The following is a 25,835-nucleotide window of genomic DNA, read 5'->3' as shown; positions in this document are numbered from 1 at the left end:
ATTACTAAGCAGCAAAACTCCTTAAAATGTAACATAAACATCCTGTTTAGGTAACCTTTTTATTTTAAAAGTGAGAATTATGATTAGCTATAAACTGCAATATAGCAAAGAGATAAAAAGATATTTGTCAATTCACTGAGTTTTAATGCACATGATCAATTATGTCAGTATCCAGTAAATCTTAACGATAATAACTACTAATAATTAATAATCAAACTATCTTTATATTTTGATAGATGATAGTCGTTATATTTAATATTAACTTTATAACTGTAGAAATCATTTACCCTAAGTTTCAGCTCAAGAAAAATCATATAGAATAATCAACTAATTAATTATAATTACTAATATAACTTGATATGTTAGCTAAAATAAATATAATGCTTAACTGTAATATAAATTTCACTTTCCGCAACTTCTGCTTCAAGTTTATTTTTATACTTTTATTTTCTAAATGTATTTTTATATTTAGCTGTATAAAACCATTAATTATATATTTAAATTTATTATAACTACTTTATTAAATTATTAATTTATTTTTTTATAGAAAAACCGTTAAATATTTATTATTTTATTAATAAGTTTTTAATTTATATTATCAATACATTATTTATTTAATATTATTTTAGTATTAGTAATAAATTTCTAGAATATCAGGAAAAGATATAATCCTTTTGGTAATCTTTTATAAACTAGTTTTATCTATTGTAACTATTATTTCTAGCGCAATTTAATTTAGTTACCCACCACACAACATGATATTACTTCGATAACAAGAATAAACAGTATTTATCACTAAAAGCACCTAATTAATCACATAAAGAGGGTGGCTCTGAAATTTTGTACCACCAAATTCTTTGTTAAAACGAAAAAAATTAAATGAAACCTCAACAAAGTCAAATAACTTATGTTTTAAATACAATACTACTTTTTATCTTGTCACTATTTGACTAGAATTACTCGGCCAAATAATGGCATTTAACTTTCATTCTAGCGAGGTATTTCTATCGAAATGCATTAACTAAAAATAAGGAGAATATCATGTTTTTACTAATTCTCGGCCTGATTTGCGCATCTGGCATTTTCGCCGCAATGATGAGCCCAAAATGGGATGATTAAATGAATACTGAAGAGTATCCACCGAGTAATACGCCCCTTTATTAGATTATGATCTGAAAAAGGGGCGTTATCTTATATCTAAAAATCAAATTTAAAATATTCTATAAAATCCTCAATCCAAAAAATCTAATTTTATTCAAACCAAACGTCTATTATTTCAATATTTATAGAAAAAAATTAATATCAAGCCTAATTCAATTTTTTGTTAATAGTATCATTTTTTATAAGGCGTGAATCGTGGTTTTAATGGCATTCTTTCATCTATCCGAGCCTTATTAATCATAATGTCTAGCTCAGTAATTTGATAATTTCTCCATAAATGAGAATAGTTTTTCACCTCTTCAGGCCATTTATTGATAACAGAAAATCCCCGCTTAAGACATTCCTGATGTAGTGATGTATATCGCCAATGCAAAAATAGCAATTTATCCCTAAAAAATATGACATGTCCCTTTCCTAAGGTATATGAAGTTAACGTAGACAATGTAACATTGCCTTCTTTTTTAACAATATAATTTGGTATACGAGTTAATTCTCTATGTTCAGCTAACAAGTGCTGATCGCATAATTCACTAGGTGGGATTACATTTATTCTCGTCATAATTAGCTAATAATCAAAATTTTTATGTTAAAAATCTTATTATATCTCTATTTACTAAATTTATATTAAAAATTATTTTATCTTATATTTTTACTATGCATAACCAATAAATTACCTGAACCTGTAGGTGTATTTTTGTTATGGGAGAATTTATTATTAAGTTTGATTATGGCGATATTATTTGCTGTAATAAATCAACTCCAGCTATCGCAAACAATTTTACAGCTTAAATATCAACCTTGTACGCATTAGCTACTTCAAAATTAGCCATGTTTTTTATCAGCCAAAGACATTATCATATTTAGCATTACAGAATACTCACTATGCGATTTAATTTAGATAAATTTTAAGTATTTTGACAGTCATATATACACGAGTTTCGCACAAAACTAATTTGGGTACGCTAATAAAACACGGATTTGCTCAGTAATAGCACTTTTGATTACGTCCCAATTTTGTTGATAAAGGGTTATTTTTTCAGATATACGACGTTTATGTTGTTCAAACCACGCAGAAATAGCGAGAAAAATATGATTTCTTTGCGCTCGGCTCGTGCGAGCCTGACAGCGTTCAATACCACAGTTTTGTTTAACTTCTCGATGATAAACTTCAACAGACCAACGGGCATCCATGATAGATTTGAGGTATTGACGGGTGGGATTCTCTTTGTTTGTTACTATGTAATCAATACGGCCGTTTTTGGCTGTAAATTTGAAAACGGTTACCCAACCATATCCTCGCAAGTGTATTGACGTTCCTTCTTCTGAGATGTCTAACTTGTTCAGTTGTTTGTTATGGTTAACAATCCTATTTTTCCTCAGCGTGGTTACCCAGATCCAACCATGAGAGCGAATTGATTTCAGGTTATCCAGGCTAGAATACCAAGCATCCATCACTACCGCTTCTGGCATGATCCCTCTTTTTTTAGCAAGAGTGAGCATTTCGGAAAAATGCGTGTTTTTTGTTTTTCCATCAGAATCTTTATCATAAATAAGATAATTGATAGGAATTGATTCAACCTTCGTCAGATCATGCCAAAACAAATTAACTAAACCTATGCCAGCAATAACATCATGTTCATTACCTGAATATTGATAATGGACCATCTCTATTTTTTTACTACGGGTTTTGGCAATCAATGTATCATCGGCAATTAGTACGCAAGGGCTTTTTTTGTCTATAGAAGGTTCAACTAATCGCCATAGGTCTTTAGGTCTAAAACATCTACTTTTTAGCCATTGGCTAACAGTGTCATGAGATAAAGGCGATGGGCTTACTTCTGATAACGCTAAACCAGAGTATCTTAAACTGCTTACTTGTAAGAATGTTTTATAGATATCTTTAATACATGGATAACCCGACAAAATATGAACACCCTGATTTTTTCTTGTTTTTAAATTTATACTTCTTTTTTGGAGATTGCGAAACTCGTGATATAGTAAAAGATGATATAAAATTCTAATAAGACAACTCAATAAATAAATTGGTCATTATTTCATAAAATATATTTTAATATCATTTGGTTAATTTAAAATTGCGGTTTTATATCTACTAAAAATAACCATGAAATATTTATTTAAAATTTTGACTATTATATCCGTTTTAAAATTTAATCTAGTTAATATTTGCCATGCGATGACCAGTCCTACTGCCATATATGCTTGCGAGAAAATTGTCGTGGGAGTTGAAGATGGCAAACGCCATTGCTTAACACATGACGTTGAAGGTAATACACATAATATTATATTAAATGATTGACTTGACCATTAATTGTTTCATTTATTGCCAGTCTCATTTAGTTAATTATTATTAACCATATTAGTAAAAAATAATCACTCTATTTTAATGGTGAGATGCAGATTAAATTCATAAAATCAGCTAAATGTTAATTAGTTGTCAAAAATAAACTATATTTGATAATGATTTTCATTCTCGAGGATCTAAACTATGAAATCATTATTAAAAACATCTACTATTATCACAATACTAATCGGACTTAATTCTACCGCTACTATAGCTGACGTTACCTCACAAAGAAACCCAGTGCCTAACAATAATGAGCATCTTGTAAACCCAGTTCTTCAAACTGGTTCAAATGTTGCCAATAATGCGGTAAAAGCAAGTTATAACACAGTTCAAAAAGCAAATACCGCTGCCAATCAGTTCAGTCAGTCGTCAATAATGGCACCAAACTTATAGACAATATCGCTAAATCAGGTTTAAGTGCTAATCAAACAACAACCGAAAGCGGTTTGAATTTGGTCCAAAAAACTACGCAAAATGGGCTAGAAATGGCGGCAGATATCACCTATAAAACACTTAATATGGTTGAATCTGCTGCTAATGGCGGTTTAAAATTTGCTAGTGATGTTCTTGATAAAACAACCGAATTCTCTACTAAAGTTTCAAAAGTACAATATGGAACTAACACTCGTCCTCAAGGGTTAATCGTGGCTACCAATGCTCTTGACGCTGGGTTAAATTCTGCCAATAAAATGATGGATAAAACCTTAGGAGTGGTGAAGAACACCGCTGACGGTAGCTTAAATACGGCTAATCGTATTCTCGACACAGCATTTCAGGCAGCGGACACAGTGCTTAACGAGACTTTTGATTCAAACAGGACTATTTCCCAAGCAACGATAAATGCAGTTAAAGATACTGTTAATAATGGTATAAATATAGCTGGTAATACCGCCAATACCAGTTCAGAGCTTGTGAATTCTACTACTAATCAAGGTCTAAATTTGGCAAATTCTGCTACTAATCATGCTCTTACGATTGCTGATCCAGCCAATAATGCTGGAGCTATTATTAACAATACTGCTGGTACAACTTCCACCAATAATAATCGTAATATTGATAGTGTTACAGAAGATGAAATTGCAAATGGATACCAAGGATAGCCATTATTATTAAGCACTATTTATCGATTTATAACAAATGTGCATCATATATCTCTTTCATATTGCTGGTTATGAAAGAGAGATATTATTATGAATATGGTTATCTTTAGTTAGCTAACTCTATTTAAATAAAGTGTTTTATTAACCATAAAATCCAATAGCCAAAATTTGTTACAAAATTTTTTGTCTATTAATTGGTTACATTATTCTATTCAGGGTAAAAATCAAGTAGCCCGACTGTTTTTTGAATAATAGGTCAAAATGTTAAATTAAAATATACTTAATAATAATTTCTATCGTGAGGAGCTAGTTTATGAAATTATTATATAAATCATCCATTATTATCTTATTTGCTTGTCATTTGATGACGGCAATAGCCAACAATAGACAGTTCAATCCCTCGACTGAAATTACTGGTATTTATAGTCACAATAACGATCAATTCCATAATTACGAGGGGATAAACTCGATTGTGGACAAAAATTATTTTTAAGGTTATGTTATGGCACAACAAAATATTGACTTCGCTAAATACGCTTTTAACGAAAGTATGGATTTAATGAAAAATACTGTCCAAGAAAGTTTTAAACTTGCGCATAGCGCTCTTAATAGCAGTACAATAACACATAATGAGCAATTGCTAACACCCACCCTGAATTTTGCTAATAATATAACCAATAAAACCTTAGAAACCGGGGTTACTAACATTGATAAAATTTTGACTACTACACGAGTTTCGCACCAATAAAAAAACGCTCTATTTTTAAGTTTAATTCAGCATAATATATAAATAGAAAAAATCTCATAAATTAAAAATAACTTATTGTAATTTAAGTAAATTTATACGTCTTAGCAAGTTACAGATTAATTATTGTTCTGAAGCCATTTCTAGAATTTTATATGCCCGTGCGAAACTCGTGTACTACACAAAGTGCTAACAACGAGGCTTACAAAACAACAAATATGGCAATCAAAAAAAGTTTAGATATTTATGCCGCAACAAATGTCCATAATAGTACCAACCTCACTGATCCTACAGCTATACCTAACACTGACATTACCCCAAAACCTATAATTCAGGCAGTCCAGTTTATAGCAATAATGATACCAACTTAGAAATTGATGATGAAAATCTGAACGATTTAAATGGAGATTATCCATAATATAAAGTAATAATTGAGCCGACTTGGTAACCAAAAGCATAATCATAATACAAAAAAACCAGCCGCTAGGGCTGGTTATAAAAATAAAGTAACAACTTAAATCATAAAATATAAGAGCATATTATTACGGTGGCTAATTAGCATACATTTTATTGAGTACAAGAATGAAAGTTTAATGAATTTACCGGTAAATATAGTTTAATAAACGGTATTTTACAGATAAAATATTAATAGTTAGTTCTAAAAAATAATTATTATAGTAAAAGAATATTTATATTAAATATCCAATCAGAACTTAACTGACCTATATCGGTTCAGCCATATTTTAAAACTCTCAAAATTAACACAGCATTTGTTTTAATAAAAATTTTCACTTACTTTCAATGGATTATTATATTTAAATATAAAAAACCATCAGATTTAAATGATAGTTTTTTATAAGCTAAATCTTAATAAACGATTAAGGAAAATACTTTTCTACTAAAGCATAAAGAATAGCCACGGTTTCAACGTCTATTATGCCTTCATAATTTGATTGCCGAAAATGTAGCTGAAAAGCTCTGATCAATTTTATATAGTCATTATTATTGGCTGCCTGAGATACATCATAGCCATAGGACTTTAGTTTTTTAACAATCTCCGCCTTTGCCGGTATTTTATTTTTGAATTGCTCCATATACTTCTGTTTTATTTCTTCTTCATACCAGGCACCAATTCCGGCGTCATAAAGTTTTTTCCATGGAAAGGCAGCGCCAGGATCACTTTTACGACCAATGGCAATGTCTGAATGCCCAACAATATTCGTTGGTGACATATCTGGATAACGTTGAACAATATTTAATGCTAATTCTTTTACTGCATCAATTTGTTTATCATTAAACGGCGGAAAAATCATTTTTCCATTAGCATAACCCGCTTCATTGACGATTTCGATTCCTATCGCCGTATCATTTAAATTTGATCGTCCAGCCCATAAGCTAACACCCGCATGCCATGCTCGCTCATTTTCATCTACCAAATTAAAAATTCTGACATCATTAAAACCAGCAGCCTGATAAGTTTTATCAGTTGGATCTGGTACTAAATAATGCGCACTAACACTATTACCCGTTAATGCAGTAACTGAAGCTTGAAAATTTAAAGCCGTATAATGCATAACAAGAAAACGAATCCTACGGTTAAAACTTTTGACTGAACGATATGAGTTATAATCGATGAAGTACATGTTTTTTTCCTCTGTTCGTTTAACTATTTTCAACAATAAATGAAACGGTTTTTCAACTCCTTATTTAATATGTAACAATTAATTTCAAAGCAATATTAATCACAAACGATGCAATCATGATTGAGCACATGAATAACAAATTTATCACTGTTTATAAATTTCCTGCACTCTTGACCGCAATCCCAAAAATTGGGCTTCTAATGTTTCAAGTTGACGTCTGAGACGAAGATAATTTCGTCCAGCGTCTGGCGCCAATTCGGTGGATCTGATAGCATCCAAACCGGTGGTGGTGGTAGCAACATTTTGATCTGGGGGACACACTGCTTTGACGAACAAGCGCTTATGGTTATTACGCAAATCATCACTAAGCTTATGTATTTCCATTTTCGCATTATTAAGTTCCTGAGTACGTTTAACATCAATTTGTTGCAACGATTCTATTTCGTATAAATAATTATTTTTAAGTTCTATCTGTTGTTGTAATTCATCTTTAAGTTTTTTGTATTGATACTTTAGATGAGTGTAATTGTTATAAACCACCGCAAATATCGCGGATATTAAAGTTGCTATAATTATTATGATAGAATTTAATTTCATAATAAAAGACGCTTTTTCAAACGTTTCCTCGTATGTTAACTGCCGTGTTCTTTACCAATAAAAGCGGTTTTTATTATTCGACTTATTAATCAATAAACCATTAACTATCAATGAAAATACAAATTTAGATTAAGTTTTAAAACAACCTAACTATCGCTAATTTGTAATAAAAAATCAAAATAAAAAAGATAACAAATGATTATTTTTCTTTTTAGAAAATTAAATTTAATTAAAATTAAAAAAAATATTTAATTTATTTCTTATAATATTTATTATTTTAAATATAATAACCGTTGTTTAAAAATAGTCGCGAAGCTCCTGCTTTACTTGTTATAGCGACCACAAATTGCCGAACACAGTTCAAAGTCACAAACTACAATCAAATAGCCAGCAGCAAAAACAGCCGTCATGTGCGCCTCATAAAAAAGAGCGGCTTATTACCACCCGTAATGATTGGGATAATCTTGTTATCCTATTTTAATTTCTCATATAAACTGTAAATTTTATAACTTCGGGTAAAATTCTGGTTGTTATATTTTAGAAGTTCCTTAAGTCACGATATCCGCTATCGGATTAATTTCTCCGATAATTTCGATTGGAAAGTCCGCTTTTCCATCTCCATTATAATCAAGCATTAGGCTGGTTAAATTTTCTGATTGATTATAATCAACTATCATTTCATTTTTTTGGTTAGAAAAGTGATTTACTTGCTTAATTTCGATAGTATTACCTTTAATTTTACTAACTGCAGAAATATCAATTGTATCGCTACCAGTCTCAAAATCGATTATTTTATCTGGCGAATCGAACATCGAATCATCTATTTGATAATAAAGAAAAACATCCTTTCCGCTGCCCCCTGACAGGTTATCGCCTCCTTCATTACCATTAATGACATCATTTCCATCATCACCATATATGCTATCGTCTCCTTTACCACCTGATATGTAATCATCTCCTTCATTACCATTAATGACATCATTTCCATCATCACCATATATGGTATCGCCTCTTTCACCACCTGATATGCAATCGTTTCCTTCATGACCACTAATGACATCATTTCCATCATTACCATATATGTTATCGTCTCCTTTACCACCTGATATGTAATCATCTCCTTCATTACCATTAATGACATCATTACCATATATGATATCGTCTCCTTTACCACCAGATATGTTATCATTTCCATTTCCACCATAAATGGTTTCTCCTTTTTCAGTACCAGAAATGACATCATCTTCTTGGACACCTAATATCGCATCATTTCTTAAAGTACAAAGGGCACCAGCTTCTCTATTATTAATAACAATTCTCATGTGATCTTCTAAACAACTATCAAATATGTCGTTTGTTATTGTTCTACCTAACAAGGTCACATTGCTAACATTATGTTTATTTTCTGAATTAAATGTCATTGAATATTCTTCCTATTTATCGATAAAATTTAAATTACATAAGTAATATTAAGTCAAAATTAAAATTTGGCATGTTGGAAAAATTGTTAATAACCAATGATTAAAAATTCAACAATAAGAGTGTGTGCTGCACAAAAAAACCGATCATTTTTTGCGCGCCATTGCAAAATCTGATAATGGTAGATTAGCTATTATTTTTTACCGAAGGAATAAGCAAGAATATCGTGGAAAAGAGTGGCAAATCATTACCGTCTAATTGTTCGGTTTTAGGGAACAAAACAATAGCTCACAAATTAAATGGGAACCGTTAAGTTCCCGTGATTAATTCAGCAAAGCATAAAATTACATATGATTGATCACTGTATCACCAACCTCACTGCATTTCAATAGTTTAGCACCTGGCATTAAACGCTCAAAATCATAGGTGACGGTTTTGGCAGCAATCGCCCCTTGCATGCCTTTAATAATTAAGTCAGCGGCTTCTGTCCAACCCATATGGCGTAACAGTAGATAGGTAAAAAACAAATAAATTATTGATTTATATTATTATTTTATCATTTTCCATAATTTAAAATATTAAAAATAAACAATATCTAACTAATTGAATATACATTTATTTTATTTAGTTTTGATAACCACAAAATACCCATTGACGAAAGAAGAAATCATGCGCTATAGTTTATCTGCATCTGATAAATCAGATGTCGGGATTAGAACACCGAACTATGTTAACCGCGTCAATGACACGCCGCGAGCGTGTTTTTTGTTGTATAACTTCCGCACATCATAATCAATGGTGAGTTGGATGGGGCAGCCGTAGGCTGGCCGTTCGGTTAACACGGTAGTTCTAACCCTGTTCAGCTCACCACCAATATAGAGATTAGAAGCTCTTGGTGGTGATTAACTCAGTTAACCACTGGAGGTCATATGACACTTCAATTATCTACTATCACTCCTAAAGTAACTGTTCATAACGGCAAAACTATTACCACATCTCAAGATGTAGCTGATTATTTTGGTAAATTGCATAAAGATGTACTTAGAAAAATAGAATCACTGGAATATTCGATTGAATTTACATCAGCGAACTTTTACGCTCATGTTCAAAAAATAGACATTGGTAATGGAGCAACTCGTGAATCAAAGACACGAGTTTCGCACCAATAAAAAAACGCTCTATTTTTAAGTTTAATTCAGCATAATATGTAAATAGATAAAACCTTATAAATTAAATATAACTTATTGTAAATTAAGTAAATTTATGCATTTCAGTAACTTGCAGATTAATCATTACTTTTAAGCCATTTCTAGAATTTTATAGGCCTGTGCGAAACTCGTGAAAGATTTATCACATGACCAAAGATGGCTTCGTATTCTTGGTGATGGGATTTACTGGTAAAAAAGCGGCGCAATTCAAGGAAGCCTACATTGCTGAATTTAATCGTATGGAAGCAGAGCTACATTCAATCCCTAAACGTAGACCAGAAGCACCCTAACTCTTAACCGATAACGACACACGCAATCTGGCTCATCTTGTCTGGAGCATGGCGAATGGATTTAGATTTGAGAGAGCATGGACACAAGGTATCTGGTATGCGCTCCGTAATGCGACAGGAGTCGCATCCCCTCAACATTTTGAAGTTAATCAAATATCGATAATCGCAGAAGAATGCCGACGAATTTACGGCATGACCAGTACACTGAAATCCGCTATTTTTGACGCTGAAAAACAAGTTATCCGCCGTCTACTCCGCCATCAGGAAGATGTTGAGACGGTACTTCGTGAAATGCAGCAACTGTTAGAGGTCAGTACTCACGAACACGATAGCGTCATGATACAATCCCTTGAAAGATGGCAACAAACGAACGTTAATCGTTTCCTCCAACGCTCCTAATAGGATGCCCCTTGAATGGGGTAATTGAGAAAAGATAAAAGTCCCCAGCGTTTTTCTGGGGACTGTTGTAAAACTTAACAGGATTACCACTCAAAATTAAATGACGCGTTATACATCACATGATTACCGCCAGAATAAGCAACCCCCGCTTTAACGACCGCATTTTCAGTGATACGGTAGCTGTACCAACCGCCAGGGCCTGAGAAGCACCATATCCCCCAATACTTGCCGTGAAATTCACTTTACCGACCCCATAAGGCTGGAAAAGTCCGGTCAGCGCCGCAGAGGTCGCGAGTCCTCGTTCAATTTTCGTGTTAGTTTTCGATAACTTATCCTCAAGATGATTTATCCGTGAGCTGTTTTTTTGCGCCAGTTGGCTTGCATAATTGGCAGTGGTTCTGACCGTGTTTAATTGAGAAACATTCACTGCATCACTGTTTCTTGCACCACTAGCCACACCGCTTATCACTCTGTCACCCTGCTTGCCAGAGACAAAAATTTGACTGCCTTCTAACTCCTTGCCAATATACATTGTCCCATCGGAACTCTGAGTAATTTCCCCGTCTACCAATGATGCCTCTCTTTTTATTAGTCGTTTAACGAGTAAATCAGCGCTATTTTCATGCATTTTTACACTTGTCAAGGCACCATAAACATTATCACGGTGTTTCTCAGTTTCCTTTAGCGCTAGATTAGCATTATCACGGTGTTGAGTTGTTACATCCAATGCATCCTTAGCACCATTTTCGAATTGTTCTACCTTATTTTTGGTCGTTTTGATTTTGTCTACTTCGCCGATTCTCTCATCAACGTCCCGTTTTACTTTATTTAATTGATAAAGATTAACCGCATCAGTGTCTTCAGTACCTGGTACAACATGAGTAATTTGACTCAACATTACATTCGTGCCAGCAGTGCTACTCTTATTATCTTGAACAACAGAACCCATAGAGAACTCTCTAATTAATGCATCTTTATAAGGAAGTTGTTTTCTTAATGTATCAGTTATATCTTTGGTATATTCTCTTTGTGCTATTGATTTTGAGCCAACTGCAATTGAGTCTTTACCAGTTACTTTACTGTTTACGGCAATACTGGTGCTTTCTTTACCGGAAGCTTCGGAGTTGAAACCTAATGCAGATGAAAGCTCATTGGTTGCTTTACTGTTTACGCCAATGCTGGTGCTTTCTTTACCGAAAGCTTCGGAGTTGAAACCTAATGCAGATGAAAGCTCATTGGTTGCTTTACTGTTTACGCCAAGACTGATGCTTCCTTGACCAGCAGCTTCGGCTCTTGAACCTAATGCAGATGAATACTCACCGGTTGCTTTACTTTGTACTCCAAGACTGGTACTTCCTTGACCAGTAGCTTTGGCTAGTGAACCTAATGCAGATGAATACTTACTGGTTGCTTTACTTTGTGCGCCAATACTGGTGCTTGCTTGACCAGCAGCTTCGGCTCTTGAACCTAATGTAGATGAATACTCATCGGTTGCTTTACTATTTACGCCAATGCTGGTACTTTCTTCACCGTAAGCTTCGGCTCCTTCACCTAATGCAGTTGCAAACTTAACATTTTCTTTAGGTTGAGCCTTAGTATTTAACAGCATTCCCATAGGTGCACAAGCTAATAGAATTATAACTTTTTTATTCATTTTATCTCCATTTTTTGATTAATTTAACTAAATAAAACTGACATTTAGAATTAAATGCCGCATGGGTATTTAGTTTTCCATGAATCCAAAAATAAAATGAATTATCTTGATCGATTCGATCGATTTTTTAATGTGAAAAGTTGTTTACCACACCCGCTATCCCATGATAGGGTTTAATCAACTAACGAAATTTTCGAGTAAGAAGGAAAGTCTTTTGATGTTCAATGTATCCGATTTTCAGATAAAAATTTTTGTGAAGTGCTATTTCGCTTTCAATCTTTGCTGCTGACCCCAAATTGAATCAACGGGCATTTGCACCCGCACGTCTAACCATGTCGAGGGTGGGATATCAACTTGCTCACCGTCAGCGTAATAAACTGGTTTGCCGTCAATAATTTCTTTAATTCGCCAATTTTGAAAATCTCTAGGCAAATGGGTGTGTTGTCGGTGAAATGTTTGAATCTCAATATCACCATTGGATAAGATTTTGTCTCTGACGTAGATAAGTTCTAATCCATTAATATCTTTAGGGATTGATATTCCGCCATTCACACCCCATGCTCCATCAGCGTTATAACCCATGACGCCGGAAATAAAATAGCTGCCAATTCCAGTTCGTTGGACTCTTGCCCCTTCTGATTCTTCGTTGGTTTCAAAACTACCATCGGGATGGATTTTTACTATCGGCGAGGCTCTTTTAAAAAAACCGTTAGCATCCGCTATCATTTTTGGAATGTCTGACAATAAAGCAAATGTTCCATCTTTATCTGGAAAATAAGTTGCTACGCTAAGCCTATTATTACGTATAAAACCACGTTTAGATGAACGTACATAGACTAAATCATAACCCTCTTTAGGATCTCCTAACCATATAACTGAGTCACCGGTAGAATGTGAGGCACTTATTTTTCCAGCTCTAAGTTGTTCATTTGAATCTTTTTTCGCAAGAATATCAGTAGATGCTTTTTGACTCATGACTTTATCAGTAGCGCTACCGATTTCCTGAACTACGCTTTCCTTATCAAACTTACCGGTCACCGTTTCACTTATGTCTTCAACAGTTTTTGTATCAGCTTTACTTTCTAGTGCAGTTTTTATCTCTTCAATGCTACTAGCATCTGCTTTGCTTTCTACTAGCTCTTGCAGTGCTTTAATCGACGCTAACTTAACTGTTTTACCACTCGGTAACGTGATTTCAACCACACCATTTTCAGTCATCCATGTGTTCATGTTTTGCAGAAAATAGATAATGTAAGTGTTGGCTGCAACAAGTGCTCTTGCTGCATCAGAATTATTATTGTCACCGATCATGCAAAACTGATCCACTAACGATCATCTAAAACTGATCCACTTGGTATTATTCGTACATTTTTGTACGGGTAATTTATGTTAACCAAGGAGATATTTGTGGATATTCATGTTCGCTTTACACAAGGACAAAGCCTTCGAAAAATTGCCCGTGAATTAGGCATTTCCCGTAACACCGTAAAACATCATTTACAACAACAGGCAATGCCAACTTATGCTAAAAGAAGTAAACAACCGAGTAAACTGGCACCCTTTAAACCTTATTTGCTTCAGCGAATTGAATTGGCTAAACCTGATTGGATCCCTGCAACAGTGTTATTTGATGAGGTAGCTGAAAGAGGTTATCAAGGCGGTATTGCTCAGTTACGCCGATTTGTTTGTCAATTTAAACCAAGCATTGTTCCCGAAGCTGTCGTCCGTTTTGAAACACAGCCAGGTCAACAAATGCAAATCGACTTCACCAGCATCCGGCGAGGTAAAAAATCACTAAAAGCGTTTGGTGCAACGCTAGGCTATTCGCGTGCGAGTTATGTAAAGTTCTTTGATAATGAACGAGCAGAATCCTGGCAACAAGGTTTACGAGAAGCTTTCGACTATTTTGGTGGTGTACCACAGGAAATATTGTGTGATAACGCAAAATCCCTCATCATCGAACGGGATGCTTATGCAGAAGGTAAACATAAATTGCATGTCGAAATGCTTCAAATGTCGAAAGATTACGGGTTTAAATTGTGTGCTTGCAAGCCCTACAGGGCAAAAACTAAAGGGAAAGTAGAGCGCTTTAACCACTATTTAAAAAACAGCTTTATCGTACCATTAAATACCGACCTTCGTGCTCATAATCTTGAACTGGATATTGAGATAGCTAATGCAAGAGTGGGGCCCTGGTTACAACGCGTTGCCCATCAGCGGATTCATGGAACAACGTTAGAGAAGCCAGCAGATAGACTAGCTAAGGAAGTTAAGTATCTTCTACCCTTACCAGCAAGGGTTTGCCAATCTATCCCGCAGACTGATACGCTTAATATCCGTATCGTACCGCCCCTTGAATCTGTCAGTTTGCAACACTCAATCAGCGTATACGAAGCATTGCTGGGAGGTGAACATGTTATTGCATGAACAAATTGAACACCTGTGTGAGTCATTGAAATTAAATTCTATTCCGACTCATTGGTCATCACTTGCCGAACAATGCATTGCCCAAGACAAAAGCTACGGAGAGTTTTTACTGTCCCTATTAAAATGCGAGCAACAACAACGAGATGAACGAACTCGTAATCTCTTGAGTCGGATGGCAGGATTCCCAGTACACAAAGAACTTAATACGTTCGATTTTAAGTTTGCAACGAGTGTTCCTAAACAACAAATACAGGAATTAAGCGCATTAACATTTATTGAACGTAATGAAAATGTCGTATTGCTTGGCCCAAGTGGTGTAGGTAAAACGCATTTAGCTATTGGATTAGGATTAAAAGCAGTACAGGCTAGGAAGAAAACTCGCTTTACAACAGCGGCTGAACTGATGTTGCAACTCTCAACTGCCAAACGACAAAATAAGCTCAAACAATATCTATCACGTTCGGTGATGGCCCCGAAGTTGTTGATCATAGATGAGATTGGATACTTGCCGTTTGGGCGAGAGGAAGCAACCCTATTTTTTAATGTGATTGCCAAGCATTATGAGCATGGTAGTGTCATATTGACGAGTAACTTATCATTTGGGCAATGGCCTGGTACTTTTGCTGATGACGCAACATTAACCGCCGCTATGCTTGATCGTTTACTTCATCATTCGCATGTACTGCAATTAAGCGGTGAAAGCTATCGATTGAAAGATAAGCGGCGATCAGGAGCAATAACCGAGTAAAACAGTGGATCAATTTTGATTGATCGTATTTAGATAAAAAGTGGATCAGTTTTCGGTGATCGTTGACAAGCAGATAGTGTTACCGGGCAAATTGATGCGCTTTATTGCGCCTTAAAATCAAAACCTTCGACGTATGCCTAAAAATACTGGCTAACTGGAATAATCTCTTTGGCATTACCGATCCTCGCGAATTTGCCTTGTCATTATTGCGTGAATTGCCTACCCCAGCAGAAGTCAAACCGATTGATTTTAAGGCACTTCGCAGTGAGGCTTCGGCCTGCATTACTCAACTGATCAAAGGCGGATATCGCAATGAAGTGCTGGATATCCTCGCCTCATTCAACGCTAAAAAGATGGGTGACGTAACCGATGACAATCTGGTTCAGTTTATCGAGAAAGCCCAACGCGTTTTAGCCGAGGGTAGCGATGGCTGAACATGCAAAACTTGCCCCCTCCTCAGCGCATAGATGGATTAGATGTAGCGCCAGTCTCGCAGTAAAAGCCACCTTACCCGATAAAACATCACCGTTTGCGGAAGAAGGCAGCGCGGCGCACGCCTTGGCGGAAAGTATCTTAACAATGCGTCAAAACCCCTTTAGTGAACCTGAGTTCGGGATAAGAAATAAAGAGAAAGTCTTGATATTCAAATAGTTGAATGAGCCTGTTTTGTTAAAATACTCTAACAGTCTGGTTAAAGAGTAGAGCATTGTTAAACAATTATGGAAAATCTTACTGAACTTTATTGCCTGATGGATGATTTTTGCAAAGACTTCGAGCCAAAAATGCATGAATATTTGCTGACTAACGGTACTAAGCGTCGTAGACGGTCTACTCAGCTTTCGTTGGCGGAAATGATGACACTGGTTGTGTTGTTTCATCAACTCCGATTCAGGCAATTCAAGGTATTTTATCTCTATTATGTCCGCTTATATCTCCGGAAGGAATTTCCTAACTTGCCATCCTATTCACGCTGTGTAGAGTTACTTCCGCGTAGTGCCTTAGCGTTAACGGCACTGTTTGAGTCAATTAAGGGAAAATGCACGGGGCTATCGGTTGCCGATTCTACTCCGATAGCGGTGTGTGATAACTTACGGATCCGCAGACATAAAGTCTTCAATGGGATAGCTGAACGGGGAAAAAATTCAACAGGTTGGTTCTTTGGTTTCAAGCTTCATGTAATTAACCTGAGTTCGGGATAAGAAATAAAGAGAAAGTCTTGATATTCAAATAGTTGAATGAGCCTGTTTTGTTAAAATACTCTAACAGTCTGGTTAAAGAGTAGAGCATTGTTAAACAATTATGGAAAATCTTACTGAACTTTATTGCCTGATGGATGATTTTTGCAAAGACTTCGAGCCAAAAATGCATGAATATTTGCTGACTAACGGTACTAAGCGTCGTAGACGGTCTACTCAGCTTTCGTTGGCGGAAATGATGACACTGGTTGTGTTGTTTCATCAACTCCGATTCAGGCAATTCAAGGTATTTTATCTCTATTATGTCCGCTTATATCTCCGGAAGGAATTTCCTAACTTGCCATCCTATTCACGCTGTGTAGAGTTACTTCCGCGTAGTGCCTTAGCGTTAACGGCACTGTTTGAGTCAATTAAGGGAAAATGCACGGGGCTATCGGTTGCCGATTCTACTCCGATAGCGGTGTGTGATAACTTACGGATCCGCAGACATAAAGTCTTCAATGGGATAGCTGAACGGGGAAAAAATTCAACAGGTTGGTTCTTTGGTTTCAAGCTTCATGTAATTATCAATCATTTGGGGGAAATACTCAGTTTTCGACTCACACCAGGAAACACCGATGATCGGAAACCATTGCCTGAGCTGACAAAGGATCTTTCTGGTTGTTTGTACGCAGATAAAGGGTATTTATCGGCTTCACTGAAACAGCAACTCAAAACGATGGGAATTAGCCTTATAACGAATATCAAGAAGAAAATGAAGCCTATTAAACAGACTTGTTTCGACAAAGCCATCTTGCGTCATCGTTCTGTCATTGAAACGGTATTTGATGAGTTAAAAAATCTTTGTCAAATAGAGCATACGCGACATCGCTCTCCGGCTAACTTTGTAGTGAATTTATTAGGCGGACTGGTTGCATATTGTTTAATGCCATCTAAACCAAAGATACCTGTTGCAGGTACGTATCTTCAAGTATAATTGATAATGCTTATCCCGAACTCAGGTTAGTGAAGGGCGTAGACGAACATCTGGTTTTGATGCAAAAGATTATATCGGTACATATCCGTTGTTAAAAGCCAACTCGCCACAAGTGGATGAAGAGATGATTGAGCACGTCCAGACCTATGTTGATACTATCTGGCAACTGGCGGACGGGAAAATCTTACAGGTTGAGGAGCAAGTTGACTTTTCAGCGGTCATTGGCGTAGAGAATTCATTTGGTACCGCCGATGCGATTATTATCAGCGAGGATGAGCTACAAATCCATGACCTGAAATACGGTAAAGGCGTTAAAGTATATGCCCCGAGCAATGAGCAACTTATGCTCTATGCGCTGGGAGCCTTAAATCTGTTTGACCTTGTCTATGATTTTAACACGGTGCGTCTTTTTATTCATCAACCCAGACTTAACCATCTGTCCGAATGGGCAGTATCAGTTGCGGACTTAAAAAACTTTAGGGATTTGGCCAGATTGCGGGCGCAAAAAGCCATGGAGATGGCAACCCTCGCCGTGCGCAACGGGCTTGATGCGCTACCCGATAGTGCCTTTTCACCAGGTATCAAGCAATGCCAGTTCTGCAAAGCTAAAGGCGGATTGTGTTTTGCCCAGGCGCAATTTGTCCATAATGAAGTCAGAGGCGATTTTGTCGATTTAACCCAACCCTTGAACCCCCAACTAAGTGATGCATCAAAACGCATTACACTACTACCCCCTGAGCAAATGGCAACACTCTACCCGCATGTCGATTTGATAGAGAGCTTTTGTAAAGCCTTACGAAATCGGGTAGCCGAGGCATTACATAACGGGCAATCGGTACCTGGCTTTAAACTGGTTACGGGCAAACAGGGGAATCGCTTATGGGGTGATGAACGTGAAGCCGAAACGCTGTTAAAAAATGCCAAACTTAAACAGGAGCAAATCTACCACAAGAAAATTATCAGCCCACCACAGGCTGAAAAATTGCTTAAAAAAGACAAACCGAGTCGCTGGGCAAAACTGGAAGCGCTTATTGAGCGAGCAGACGGTAAACCCGTCATCGCACCGGAATCAGACCCAAGACCTGCCATTGTTATTAATCCCCTAAACGACTTCGACGATGTGACCGAAGCGGCACTCGTCGATAAATCCATCTAATCAAAAGGTAACGTGATGAAAATCAAACACGAGTTTCGCACCAATAAATAAACGCTCTATCTTTAAGTTTAATCCAGCATAGTATATAAATAGACAGAATCTTATAAATCAAAAACAACTTATTGTAATTTAATAAAATTTATGTGTTTTAGTAACTTGAAGATTAATCATCGATTTTAAGCCATTTCTAGTATTTTATACGCCTGTGCGAAACTCGTGTCAAATTAAACAACGTACGTCTGGCTTTTCCTGATTTATTTGAACCTACACAAGTCAGTGGCCAGGGCGCCTTCAAATACCGAGCAAATTTCCTTATCGCCAAAAATCGTACTGACCTGATTGAGGAAATCAAAAAGGGGATTAAGGCGGTCATTAAGGAAAAATGGGGAGCCAAAGAGGTAGAAAAAATTTATAACAGCATCTGCCACTCCAACAACCGTTTTTGCTTCCGCGACGGGGACAATAAGGAATACGACGGCTATGCCGGAAATATGTACATCAGTGCCAGTAATAAAGATCGTCCGTCAGTCTTCGATCGTAATCTCTCACCCCTAACAGCACAGGACGGTCGCCCCTATTCTGGCTGCTACGTTAACGCCACTATTGAGTTTTACGCCTATGACAATAATGGTAAAGGTATTTCAGCGTCATTAAGAGGCGTTCAGTTTTTCCGCGATGGTGATGCGTTTAGCGGTGGAAGCGTAGCTTCTGTTGAAGAGTTTGACGACCTGAGCATGGCTGAGGAAGAAGAATTATTGGCAAGTTAACACCAGGGAACTACCGCCGCCTGAGGTAGTGAAATAATCAGGCTCCGTTCAAAAATATGAGTAAATTTTACTCTATTTAATTTAAGGAAAATTTGATATGTAAAGTGTAAATACCCTGAGGAGGCTTAAAAATGAAATTAGATAATATGACTGAAGTCCTTACGCTCACTAATCCCAGTGATAACAGCCATTATTTGCTTAACTTAGCGCAACTCGTTTATGCTGATGAAGAAACCAAAACATTAATCAATATAATTCAACTACTGGCAGAAGAAAACCAGTACCTGACAAAAGAGAATAAACGACTGGCAAAAAGCCATCGGTAAAATGGTGGGCTATGCAGGACTCGAACCTGCAACCGATGGGCCAAAAGCCCTCTGCTCTATCATTAAGCTAATAGCCCATAATATTTTTTATAACAATCCCTTTAACAAAAATGGCGGGAAGTAATTATCAAATCCTTCCGCTATCGCGTAGTCTCTTAGTTGTTTTCGGGTGTAAATATCAATCTTTTTATATATTTGTTGTATTATTTGCTCTACAACACAACAATAGGTACCTAACCGCAATGCGATTTCTTGATTACTCATAAGTTTCATCGCAAAAAATAGCACATTCAGTTCTTCAGTCGTAAATAAATTATTCGGTGGGTGATTGGTTAAAAGGGAAGGCGTGGTTGGATTTTTAAAGAAATGTTTTGATAGTACTAGAGCCGGTATTTTTCTTCCATGACAAATAGTACCCATAATCTTATTTTTATTATGATAGGGTATTTTTTCTATAATAAAAGATTGCACTACCTGCTCTTTCTCTACAAAGTGTGTGTTAATAATAAATATTGGCTTCTCAGATTGAATAACAATTTGTTCATATGCATGCGTTGCCTCGACATATTCAGTCCATGATACAGGACATTCAGAAATTTTCTTCCCTTCAATATTGAAGTTCATTGGTAAACCAGAAGTGTTTAAAACTGTTTTATTGGCATAGAGAATACGTGAGTCAGTATCTTTAATGTCCCAAATATCTTCTTGTTTTTCCATAAACGAGATAAGGTGATTAGCTAGTACGTCACTGGTTTTCATAAATATCACCATTAACTTTATTTTTATAGTTAAGCGTAGTTTTTTTTTTATAAAAAACAAAAATAAATACCGCTTTTTTATTAAATTATCTCGTGTACTAGCAACCACTGGTACGAAGGTGAATTTACCCACTTTCTAGAACGTCATTTATTTAATCTTAAAGCCCCTTTTTACAGGGATAATCATTCATCAATTTCATTATTGAGGAATTTTTACATGCAAAATTTACTATTTTGTGATTTAGAAACCTATAGCGATATTCCGATTAATTGTGGCACTTATCGCTACGCTGAAAATGCAGAAATATTACTTTTTGCGTATGCTTATAATCATGAACCCGTAAAGGTTTGGGATGTGACTGAAGATAAAACGATGCCCACAGATTTAAAAGCCTATCTTGATGATCCTGCGATCTTAACCGTCTGGCATAATGGCGGTATGTTTGATACGGTAATTTTAAAACACGCGTTAAATATTGACTTACCGCTATCCCGCGTTCACGACCCCCTTGTACAAGCACTGGCACATGGCTTACCCGGTGCGCTTGGTTCGCTTTGCGATATCTTTAACGTCAATAGCGATAAAACCAAAGATAAAGAAGGTAAAGCGCTCATACAGCTATTTTGCAAACCGCGCCCTAAAAACAGCAAAATACAACGCGCCACGGCGGTAACACATTTTGAAGAGTGGCAACGTTTTAAACAATACGCAGGCTCTGATATTTTAGCTATGCGCGAGATTTATCAACATTTACCCCGCTGGAATATGAATTATAATGAAACAACGTTATGGCAGTTAGACCAAAAATTAATCGCCGTGGGATGTGTATGGATGTTGAACTGGCGAAAAGTGCCTTAACTGCGGTTGAAAACGAGCAAAAACGGTTATCAACCGTCACCCAGCAATTAACAGATAATGCCGTACAGGCCGCGACTCAACGTGATGCACTGTTACAGCATATTACCTCGGCATTTGGCATCACATTACCGGATATGCAAGCCAGCACGCTACAGCGACGCGTTAATGCCCCTGATATTCCACCTGCTTTACGCGAACTGTTGTCAGTCCGTCTGCAATCCTGCACAACCAGCACCAGTAAATACAAAGCGCTGTTAAAATCGGTCAGCGCAGATGCACGACTTCGAGGGACTAAGCAATTCTGTGGCGCCTCACGCACAGGACGATGGGCTGGGCGGATTTTTCAGCCGGATAATCTTCCAAGACCTTCGCTTGACCAGGAAGCCATTGATAACGGTATTGACGCATTAAAAGCTGGTTGCGCCGAGTTAATTTGTGATGACATTATGCAACTGACTAGTTCTGCGTTAAGAGGGTGTATTATCGCTCCACGGGGTAAAAAACTGGTTATCTCAGATTTGTCGAATATTGAAGGCCGCATGCTGGCATGGCTAGCGGGGGAAAAATGGAAAGTCAACGCTTTTAGCGAGTTTGATAACGGCAAAGGCGATGACCTCTATAAACTCGCTTACGCAAGGGCATTTAATCTTTTACCTGAGAACGTCACTAAAGCTCAACGACAAATCGGTAAGGTAATGGAACTCGGCTTAGGCTATGGCGGAGGCGTTGCGGCATTTCTAACGTTCGCCCTCGCCTACGGTCTGGATTTAGATGAGCTGGCGGAAGCCGCATTACCTAACATTCCCACTAACGTTAAGCAAGAGGCGATGCGCTGGTATCAAAAATCCGTTGAAACGGATAAAACTTATGACCTCAGCGAAAAAGTATTTGTTACCTGCGATTCCCTTAAGCGCATATGGCGCAATGCCCATCCGCAAACCGTATCATTCTGGTACGACATTGAAGAGGCAGTAAAACAGGCCATTCAGGCACCAGGGATAGTGTTTAAGTGCCGTAAACTTAGCGTCCGGCGCGATAAAGGCTGGCTCAGGATTTGTCTACCATCAGGTCGTAGTCTTTGCTACCCTTCTGCACGAACAGAGAATGGACAAATTACCTATATGGGGACTAACCCCTATAGTCGTAAATGGGAAAGGCTAAAAACCTACGGGGGGAAAATTACTGAAAATATCTGTCAGGCTACCGCTCGGGATGTATTAGCCTATAGCATGCCGTCTATTGAAAAGGCCGGTTATGCTATTGTCTTAACCGTCCATGATGAGATTATCAGCGAAGCGCCGGATACCCCACAATTCTCAGCCGAGGGGTTAAGTACACTGTTAAGTGCCAAGCCTGACTGGGCTTTTGATTTACCGCTTAGCGCAGCCGGCTTTGAGACTTATCGCTATCGAAAAGAATAAAAAAGTATTCACAATGATTAACAGGGAAATCATAAGGTTTATTCACTATACAAGACCCACTCAATATATTACCGCTGAAAAAGTACCCTTACCAGATAGCTACGTTTTCCAGTTTCTTGGAAAAATGCGGATTAGGTAAAATTATGCCGAAAATGAAAGGGAATTTTATATGCTATGAATTAGCCTGTGGGGTGTACATCAATCTATACCGCAATAAGACCATTCAACTACAAGGTAATCCGTCAGCAACCTCAACGATTGAAAAAATACTTAAAACACATTTACCCCACTATTCACCCCCCTAAGAGCGATATCCTTCCCACAGACTAGGAAGGAGTTTATTTTTGGAGCTATCATGGCCTTTAGAAAAAACGACAGCCCACTTTATTTTAAGGCGGCGCGCGATGCAGTTCACCTTGAACAGTCAGGGCAATACCATGACGCCGCGCGCGCATGGTCACAGGCAAACCGGCTGGCGCGCAATCGCAATAATCGTATCTGGAGTGAGAACCGCGCCGATTTTTGCATTATGCAAATAAAACGGGAAGACATAAAAAGGAAGTATCCATGCGGTTAATCAGGGAAAAGAGTATCGAAAAACATTTAGTGCGTGAGGTGCAAAAAATCGGCGGCATTGCCTATAAATTTGTTTCACCCGGACGACGGGGCGTACCTGACCGATTAGTCGCCCTACCCAATGGCAAGATTATTTTCGTCGAATGTAAAGCCCCAGGCGAAAAACCTACCCCCTACCAATTACGCGAACACGCAAGGCTTTTTGCCTTAGGCCATCAGGTCATCCTATTGGACAGTCACGATTTAAGTAACATCTTACCTGTTGTGGGTTAAAAATTAACTTATTGACGAAAGAAGAAATCATGCGCTATAGTTTGCTTGCATCTGATAAATCAGATGTCGGGATTATCAACCTGAACCTGGTAGAATCATCGCGACATATGCACGCCGCGAGCGTGTTTTTTAATGTCGTAATCTAGCCTTAATTCAATGGTGGGCTGGATAGGGCAGCCGAAAGGTTGGCCGGTCGGTGATTCCGGTGTTGATAACCCTGTTCAGCTCATCGCCAATGAGATTATCAACTCTAACGATGGGATACCTCAAATCACTATCGGAGGTCATATTATGACTACCGCACAAGCTATCTCATTTTCTTTCCAAGAAGCAAATGATGTACGAATTCAAATAATAGATAGGGAACCTTGGTTTTGTTTGAAAGATATTTGCTCAATTTTAGAAATAAAAAATGTTAGCCAATTAGCAGCACAACTTGATGAAAAGGGTATATGTAAAACATACCCCCCTACTATAGGCGGCAATCAACTACTTGTTTATGTGAATGAACCTAATCTTTATCGTGTAATTTTTCGTAGTAATAAGCCCGAAGCAAAACAATTTCAGGATTGGGTGTTTAATGAAGTCCTCCCATCAATCCGCAAAACTGGCAGATATGATCACCCCAAACAACAGTACCAACCGAAAGCCCTAGAGCGTTTTAACCATTCAGACACCCGTAATCTGACGCATTTAGTTTGGTGCATGACTAATGGCTTCCTTTTTGAGCGTTCTTGGAGTAACGCGGTCTGGCTGGCTTTGTGCGAAGTGACAGGCACGCCATCACCCGAGCGTTTTCAGGTAGCACATATACCGTTAATGGCTGACGAATGCAGAAGTATTTACTACATCACCGAGTCGCTACGCCAGATTATCAATGACGCTGAAAAACAGGTTATCAAACGACTTTTACGTAAGCGTGAGAATATTGATACCGTATTAGCGGAAATAAAACAGCTTTTTGAACAATTCCACCATCAACAAATCGGGATAATCACAGCACGCACCGATCAGTGGTATGAAGGTGAATTGACCCACTTCTTAGAACGCCACTAATTAATCTTAACGCCCCTTTTTATAGGAGCAATTTTTCATCAATTTAACTATTGAGGAATATCCTTATGTCAAATTTAATCAACATCGAAACAAAAAACATCAATGACTCATTAATCCAAACGGTTAATGCACGTGATTTACATGAGTTTTTAGAAAGCAAGCAGAAATTTGCTGATTGGATAAAAGATCGCATTCAACAATACGGATTTATTGAGAGTCAGGACTTTATCGTAATTTTAGGAAAAACCCCAAATGGTGGGCGTCCTACAAAGGAATACGCAATTTCCCTCGATATGGCGAAAGAACTATCCATGGTTGAGCGTAACGAAAAAGGGAAACAGGCAAGGCAGTATTTTACACGAGTTTCGCAATCTCCAAAAAAGAAGTATAAATTTAAAAACAAGAAAAAATCAGGGTGTTCATATTTTGTCGGGTTATCCATGTATTAAAGATATCTATAAAACATTCTTACAAGTAAGCAGTTTAAGATACTCTGGTTTAGCGTTATCAGAAGTAAGCCCATCGCCTTTATCTCATGACACTGTTAGCCAATGGCTAAAAAGTAGATGTTTTAGACCTAAAGACCTATGGCGATTAGTTGAACCTTCTATAGACAAAAAAAGCCCTTGCGTACTAGGGCCTGTCATCAAATGTCGGGATAAACGTGTATGATATGCCCCATATATGATTATCCACTTCGGCCAAAGAGAAAGAG

At 37.1% G+C, this 25,835-nt stretch carries 25 protein-coding genes, 1 tRNA gene and 7 pseudogenes; 22 read left to right on the top strand and 11 right to left on the bottom strand.

The features are described 5' to 3' along the window. Positions 1-1,041 precede the first annotated feature (1,041 nt). Positions 1,042-1,119 carry a protein MgtS gene (gene mgtS, locus V3224_RS30370; RefSeq protein WP_148305538.1) on the top strand — a complete coding sequence of 26 codons (78 nt, stop codon included), beginning with the start codon at positions 1,042-1,044 and terminating at the stop codon, positions 1,117-1,119. A 214-nt stretch (positions 1,120-1,333) separates the two neighbouring features. Here mgtS and V3224_RS26375 read toward each other — a convergent pair whose 3' ends face one another. Further along, on the bottom strand, positions 1,334-1,720 hold the full coding sequence (locus tag V3224_RS26375; RefSeq protein ID WP_334473433.1) for a pyrimidine dimer DNA glycosylase/endonuclease V: 387 nt from the start codon (positions 1,718-1,720) through the stop codon (positions 1,334-1,336). A gap of 389 nt (positions 1,721-2,109) precedes the next feature. After that, positions 2,110-3,084, bottom strand: a complete 975-nt coding sequence (locus V3224_RS26370; RefSeq protein ID WP_334473431.1) for an IS701 family transposase — start codon at positions 3,082-3,084, stop codon at positions 2,110-2,112. A gap of 583 nt (positions 3,085-3,667) precedes the next feature. Between V3224_RS26370 and V3224_RS26365 the strand changes: the two genes are divergently transcribed. The 3 genes from V3224_RS26365 to V3224_RS26355 all read left to right on the top strand — a co-directional run bounded on the left by V3224_RS26365 (position 3,668) and on the right by V3224_RS26355 (position 5,374). Then, positions 3,668-3,919: a hypothetical protein gene (locus V3224_RS26365; RefSeq protein WP_334473429.1), complete on the top strand. Its 252-nt coding sequence runs from the start codon at positions 3,668-3,670 to the stop codon at positions 3,917-3,919. Between the two features lie 59 nt (positions 3,920-3,978). Next, positions 3,979-4,626 carry a hypothetical protein gene (locus tag V3224_RS26360; RefSeq protein WP_334473428.1) on the top strand — a complete coding sequence of 216 codons (648 nt, stop codon included), beginning with the start codon at positions 3,979-3,981 and terminating at the stop codon, positions 4,624-4,626. 502 nt (positions 4,627-5,128) lie between these two features. Then, entirely contained in the window at positions 5,129-5,374 is a 246-nt protein-coding gene (locus tag V3224_RS26355) for a hypothetical protein (RefSeq protein WP_334473426.1), read from the top strand. A gap of 875 nt (positions 5,375-6,249) precedes the next feature. Here the strand turns inward: V3224_RS26355 and V3224_RS26350 are convergent. The 4 genes and pseudogenes from V3224_RS26350 to V3224_RS26335 all read right to left on the bottom strand — a co-directional run. Continuing rightward, on the bottom strand, positions 6,250-7,014 hold the full coding sequence (locus tag V3224_RS26350; RefSeq protein WP_334473424.1) for an N-acetylmuramoyl-L-alanine amidase: 765 nt from the start codon (positions 7,012-7,014) through the stop codon (positions 6,250-6,252). 144 nt (positions 7,015-7,158) lie between these two features. Beyond that, entirely contained in the window at positions 7,159-7,611 is a 453-nt protein-coding gene (locus V3224_RS26345) for a lysis system i-spanin subunit Rz (RefSeq protein WP_334473423.1), read from the bottom strand. A 548-nt stretch (positions 7,612-8,159) separates the two neighbouring features. Beyond that, on the bottom strand, positions 8,160-9,032 hold the full coding sequence (locus V3224_RS26340) for a M10 family metallopeptidase C-terminal domain-containing protein (RefSeq protein ID WP_334473421.1): 873 nt from the start codon (positions 9,030-9,032) through the stop codon (positions 8,160-8,162). Positions 9,033-9,374: 342 nt separating this feature from the next. Further along, positions 9,375-9,542 (bottom strand): annotated as a pseudogene (locus V3224_RS26335) (NADP-dependent isocitrate dehydrogenase); the annotation flags it as partial. Positions 9,543-9,959: 417 nt separating this feature from the next. On the opposite strand from V3224_RS26335, the gene V3224_RS26330 reads away from it, so the two are divergent. The 3 genes and pseudogenes from V3224_RS26330 to V3224_RS26320 all read left to right on the top strand — a co-directional run bounded on the left by V3224_RS26330 (position 9,960) and on the right by V3224_RS26320 (position 10,927). Continuing rightward, entirely contained in the window at positions 9,960-10,199 is a 240-nt protein-coding gene (locus V3224_RS26330; protein ID WP_334473420.1) for a Rha family transcriptional regulator, read from the top strand. 176 nt (positions 10,200-10,375) lie between these two features. Next, a pseudogene (locus V3224_RS26325) lies at positions 10,376-10,492 on the top strand (Rha family transcriptional regulator); the annotation flags it as partial. Between the two features lie 84 nt (positions 10,493-10,576). Next, positions 10,577-10,927, top strand: coding sequence for a hypothetical protein (locus tag V3224_RS26320; protein WP_334473419.1), 351 nt, complete (start codon positions 10,577-10,579; stop codon positions 10,925-10,927). Between the two features lie 83 nt (positions 10,928-11,010). Here V3224_RS26320 and V3224_RS26315 read toward each other — a convergent pair whose 3' ends face one another. From V3224_RS26315 to V3224_RS26305, 3 genes and pseudogenes are all read right to left on the bottom strand, one after another. Further along, a complete protein-coding gene (locus tag V3224_RS26315; RefSeq protein ID WP_334473891.1) occupies positions 11,011-11,100 on the bottom strand; it encodes a YadA-like family protein in 90 nt (29 codons plus the stop codon). A 194-nt stretch (positions 11,101-11,294) separates the two neighbouring features. After that, positions 11,295-12,536 (bottom strand): annotated as a pseudogene (locus V3224_RS26310) (hypothetical protein); the annotation flags it as partial. A 306-nt stretch (positions 12,537-12,842) separates the two neighbouring features. Next, the gene (locus V3224_RS26305) at positions 12,843-13,892 is read right to left on the bottom strand and encodes a phage tail fiber protein (protein ID WP_334473417.1); all 1,050 of its coding nucleotides are present in this window, start codon (positions 13,890-13,892) and stop codon (positions 12,843-12,845) included. Positions 13,893-13,967: 75 nt separating this feature from the next. On the opposite strand from V3224_RS26305, the gene istA reads away from it, so the two are divergent. The 9 genes and pseudogenes from istA to V3224_RS26260 all read left to right on the top strand — a co-directional run bounded on the left by istA (position 13,968) and on the right by V3224_RS26260 (position 20,177). Further along, positions 13,968-15,008: an IS21 family transposase gene (istA, locus tag V3224_RS26300; RefSeq protein ID WP_334473415.1), complete on the top strand. Its 1,041-nt coding sequence runs from the start codon at positions 13,968-13,970 to the stop codon at positions 15,006-15,008. After that, complete coding sequence (gene istB, locus V3224_RS26295) at positions 14,995-15,756, top strand: IS21-like element helper ATPase IstB (protein ID WP_334473414.1); 762 nt, start codon at positions 14,995-14,997, stop codon at positions 15,754-15,756. Before istA ends, istB begins: the two co-directional genes overlap by 14 nt. Before the next feature lie 104 nt (positions 15,757-15,860). After that, entirely contained in the window at positions 15,861-16,190 is a 330-nt protein-coding gene (locus V3224_RS26290) for a hypothetical protein (protein WP_334473413.1), read from the top strand. Beyond that, positions 16,183-16,365 (top strand): annotated as a pseudogene (locus V3224_RS26285) (DUF2800 domain-containing protein); the annotation flags it as partial. The gene V3224_RS26290 and the pseudogene V3224_RS26285, both read left to right, overlap by 8 nt. 110 nt (positions 16,366-16,475) lie before the next feature. Beyond that, a pseudogene (locus V3224_RS26280) lies at positions 16,476-16,952 on the top strand (transposase); the annotation flags it as partial. 103 nt (positions 16,953-17,055) lie between these two features. Continuing rightward, on the top strand, positions 17,056-17,928 hold the full coding sequence (locus V3224_RS26275; protein WP_334467716.1) for an IS982 family transposase: 873 nt from the start codon (positions 17,056-17,058) through the stop codon (positions 17,926-17,928). 112 nt (positions 17,929-18,040) lie between these two features. Then, positions 18,041-19,084, top strand: a complete 1,044-nt coding sequence (locus tag V3224_RS26270; RefSeq protein WP_442891193.1) for a DUF2800 domain-containing protein — start codon at positions 18,041-18,043, stop codon at positions 19,082-19,084. Between the two features lie 203 nt (positions 19,085-19,287). Beyond that, on the top strand, positions 19,288-19,851 hold the full coding sequence (locus V3224_RS26265; RefSeq protein WP_334473890.1) for a DUF2815 family protein: 564 nt from the start codon (positions 19,288-19,290) through the stop codon (positions 19,849-19,851). A gap of 131 nt (positions 19,852-19,982) precedes the next feature. Further along, complete coding sequence (locus tag V3224_RS26260) at positions 19,983-20,177, top strand: hypothetical protein (RefSeq protein ID WP_334473411.1); 195 nt, start codon at positions 19,983-19,985, stop codon at positions 20,175-20,177. A 2-nt stretch (positions 20,178-20,179) separates the two neighbouring features. Here V3224_RS26260 and V3224_RS26255 read toward each other — a convergent pair. Further along, positions 20,180-20,254: transfer RNA gene (locus V3224_RS26255), tRNA-Lys, on the bottom strand. 10 nt (positions 20,255-20,264) lie between these two features. After that, positions 20,265-20,936: a hypothetical protein gene (locus V3224_RS26250; protein ID WP_334473410.1), complete on the bottom strand. Its 672-nt coding sequence runs from the start codon at positions 20,934-20,936 to the stop codon at positions 20,265-20,267. A 216-nt stretch (positions 20,937-21,152) separates the two neighbouring features. Here V3224_RS26250 and V3224_RS26245 point away from each other — a divergent pair. The 6 genes and pseudogenes from V3224_RS26245 to V3224_RS26220 all read left to right on the top strand — a co-directional run. Beyond that, positions 21,153-23,215 (top strand): annotated as a pseudogene (locus V3224_RS26245) (DNA polymerase). Positions 23,216-23,570: 355 nt separating this feature from the next. Further along, positions 23,571-23,792 (top strand): ANR family transcriptional regulator, encoded by a 222-nt coding sequence (locus tag V3224_RS26240; RefSeq protein ID WP_334473409.1) that lies wholly within the window; start codon positions 23,571-23,573, stop codon positions 23,790-23,792. Further along, a complete protein-coding gene (locus tag V3224_RS26235; protein ID WP_334473408.1) occupies positions 23,783-24,064 on the top strand; it encodes a VRR-NUC domain-containing protein in 282 nt (93 codons plus the stop codon). The genes V3224_RS26240 and V3224_RS26235 overlap by 10 nt, the downstream gene beginning before the upstream one ends. A gap of 156 nt (positions 24,065-24,220) precedes the next feature. Then, positions 24,221-25,120 carry a BRO-N domain-containing protein gene (locus V3224_RS26230; protein WP_334473407.1) on the top strand — a complete coding sequence of 300 codons (900 nt, stop codon included), beginning with the start codon at positions 24,221-24,223 and terminating at the stop codon, positions 25,118-25,120. A 65-nt stretch (positions 25,121-25,185) separates the two neighbouring features. Then, positions 25,186-25,569, top strand: a complete 384-nt coding sequence (locus tag V3224_RS26225) for an antA/AntB antirepressor family protein (protein WP_334473406.1) — start codon at positions 25,186-25,188, stop codon at positions 25,567-25,569. Continuing rightward, a pseudogene (locus V3224_RS26220) lies at positions 25,547-25,789 on the top strand (IS701 family transposase); the annotation flags it as partial. The gene V3224_RS26225 and the pseudogene V3224_RS26220, both read left to right, overlap by 23 nt. Positions 25,790-25,835 lie beyond the last annotated feature (46 nt).

The sequence above is a fragment of the Arsenophonus sp. PmNCSU2021_1 genome (assembly GCF_036919435.1).
Lineage (GTDB): Bacteria > Pseudomonadota > Gammaproteobacteria > Enterobacterales > Enterobacteriaceae > Arsenophonus > Arsenophonus nilaparvatae.
This window is presented reverse-complemented; position numbering and strand designations above follow the sequence as displayed.

Bases quoted from the DNA above. Each gene is read 5' to 3' on its own strand.
- V3224_RS26365 (WP_334473429.1), top strand. From the start codon at position 3,668: ATGAAATCATTATTAAAAACATCTACTATTATCACAATACTAATCGGA.
- istB (WP_334473414.1), top strand. From the start codon at position 14,995: ATGTTATTGCATGAACAAATTGAACACCTGTGTGAGTCATTGAAATTA.
- V3224_RS26230 (WP_334473407.1), top strand. From the start codon at position 24,221: ATGGTGGGCTGGATAGGGCAGCCGAAAGGTTGGCCGGTCGGTGATTCC.
- V3224_RS26305 (WP_334473417.1), bottom strand. From the start codon at position 13,892: ATGATCGGTGACAATAATAATTCTGATGCAGCAAGAGCACTTGTTGCA.
- V3224_RS26355 (WP_334473426.1), top strand. From the start codon at position 5,129: ATGGCACAACAAAATATTGACTTCGCTAAATACGCTTTTAACGAAAGT.
- V3224_RS26225 (WP_334473406.1), top strand. From the start codon at position 25,186: ATGTCAAATTTAATCAACATCGAAACAAAAAACATCAATGACTCATTA.
- V3224_RS26240 (WP_334473409.1), top strand. From the start codon at position 23,571: ATGGCCTTTAGAAAAAACGACAGCCCACTTTATTTTAAGGCGGCGCGC.
- V3224_RS26340 (WP_334473421.1), bottom strand. From the start codon at position 9,032: ATGACATTTAATTCAGAAAATAAACATAATGTTAGCAATGTGACCTTG.
- V3224_RS26250 (WP_334473410.1), bottom strand. From the start codon at position 20,936: ATGAAAACCAGTGACGTACTAGCTAATCACCTTATCTCGTTTATGGAA.
- V3224_RS26350 (WP_334473424.1), bottom strand. From the start codon at position 7,014: ATGTACTTCATCGATTATAACTCATATCGTTCAGTCAAAAGTTTTAAC.
- V3224_RS26375 (WP_334473433.1), bottom strand. From the start codon at position 1,720: ATGACGAGAATAAATGTAATCCCACCTAGTGAATTATGCGATCAGCAC.
- V3224_RS26275 (WP_334467716.1), top strand. From the start codon at position 17,056: ATGGAAAATCTTACTGAACTTTATTGCCTGATGGATGATTTTTGCAAA.
- istA (WP_334473415.1), top strand. From the start codon at position 13,968: ATGTTAACCAAGGAGATATTTGTGGATATTCATGTTCGCTTTACACAA.
- V3224_RS26235 (WP_334473408.1), top strand. From the start codon at position 23,783: ATGCGGTTAATCAGGGAAAAGAGTATCGAAAAACATTTAGTGCGTGAG.
- V3224_RS26320 (WP_334473419.1), top strand. From the start codon at position 10,577: ATGGCGAATGGATTTAGATTTGAGAGAGCATGGACACAAGGTATCTGG.
- mgtS (WP_148305538.1), top strand. From the start codon at position 1,042: ATGTTTTTACTAATTCTCGGCCTGATTTGCGCATCTGGCATTTTCGCC.
- V3224_RS26330 (WP_334473420.1), top strand. From the start codon at position 9,960: ATGACACTTCAATTATCTACTATCACTCCTAAAGTAACTGTTCATAAC.
- V3224_RS26345 (WP_334473423.1), bottom strand. From the start codon at position 7,611: ATGAAATTAAATTCTATCATAATAATTATAGCAACTTTAATATCCGCG.
- V3224_RS26260 (WP_334473411.1), top strand. From the start codon at position 19,983: ATGAAATTAGATAATATGACTGAAGTCCTTACGCTCACTAATCCCAGT.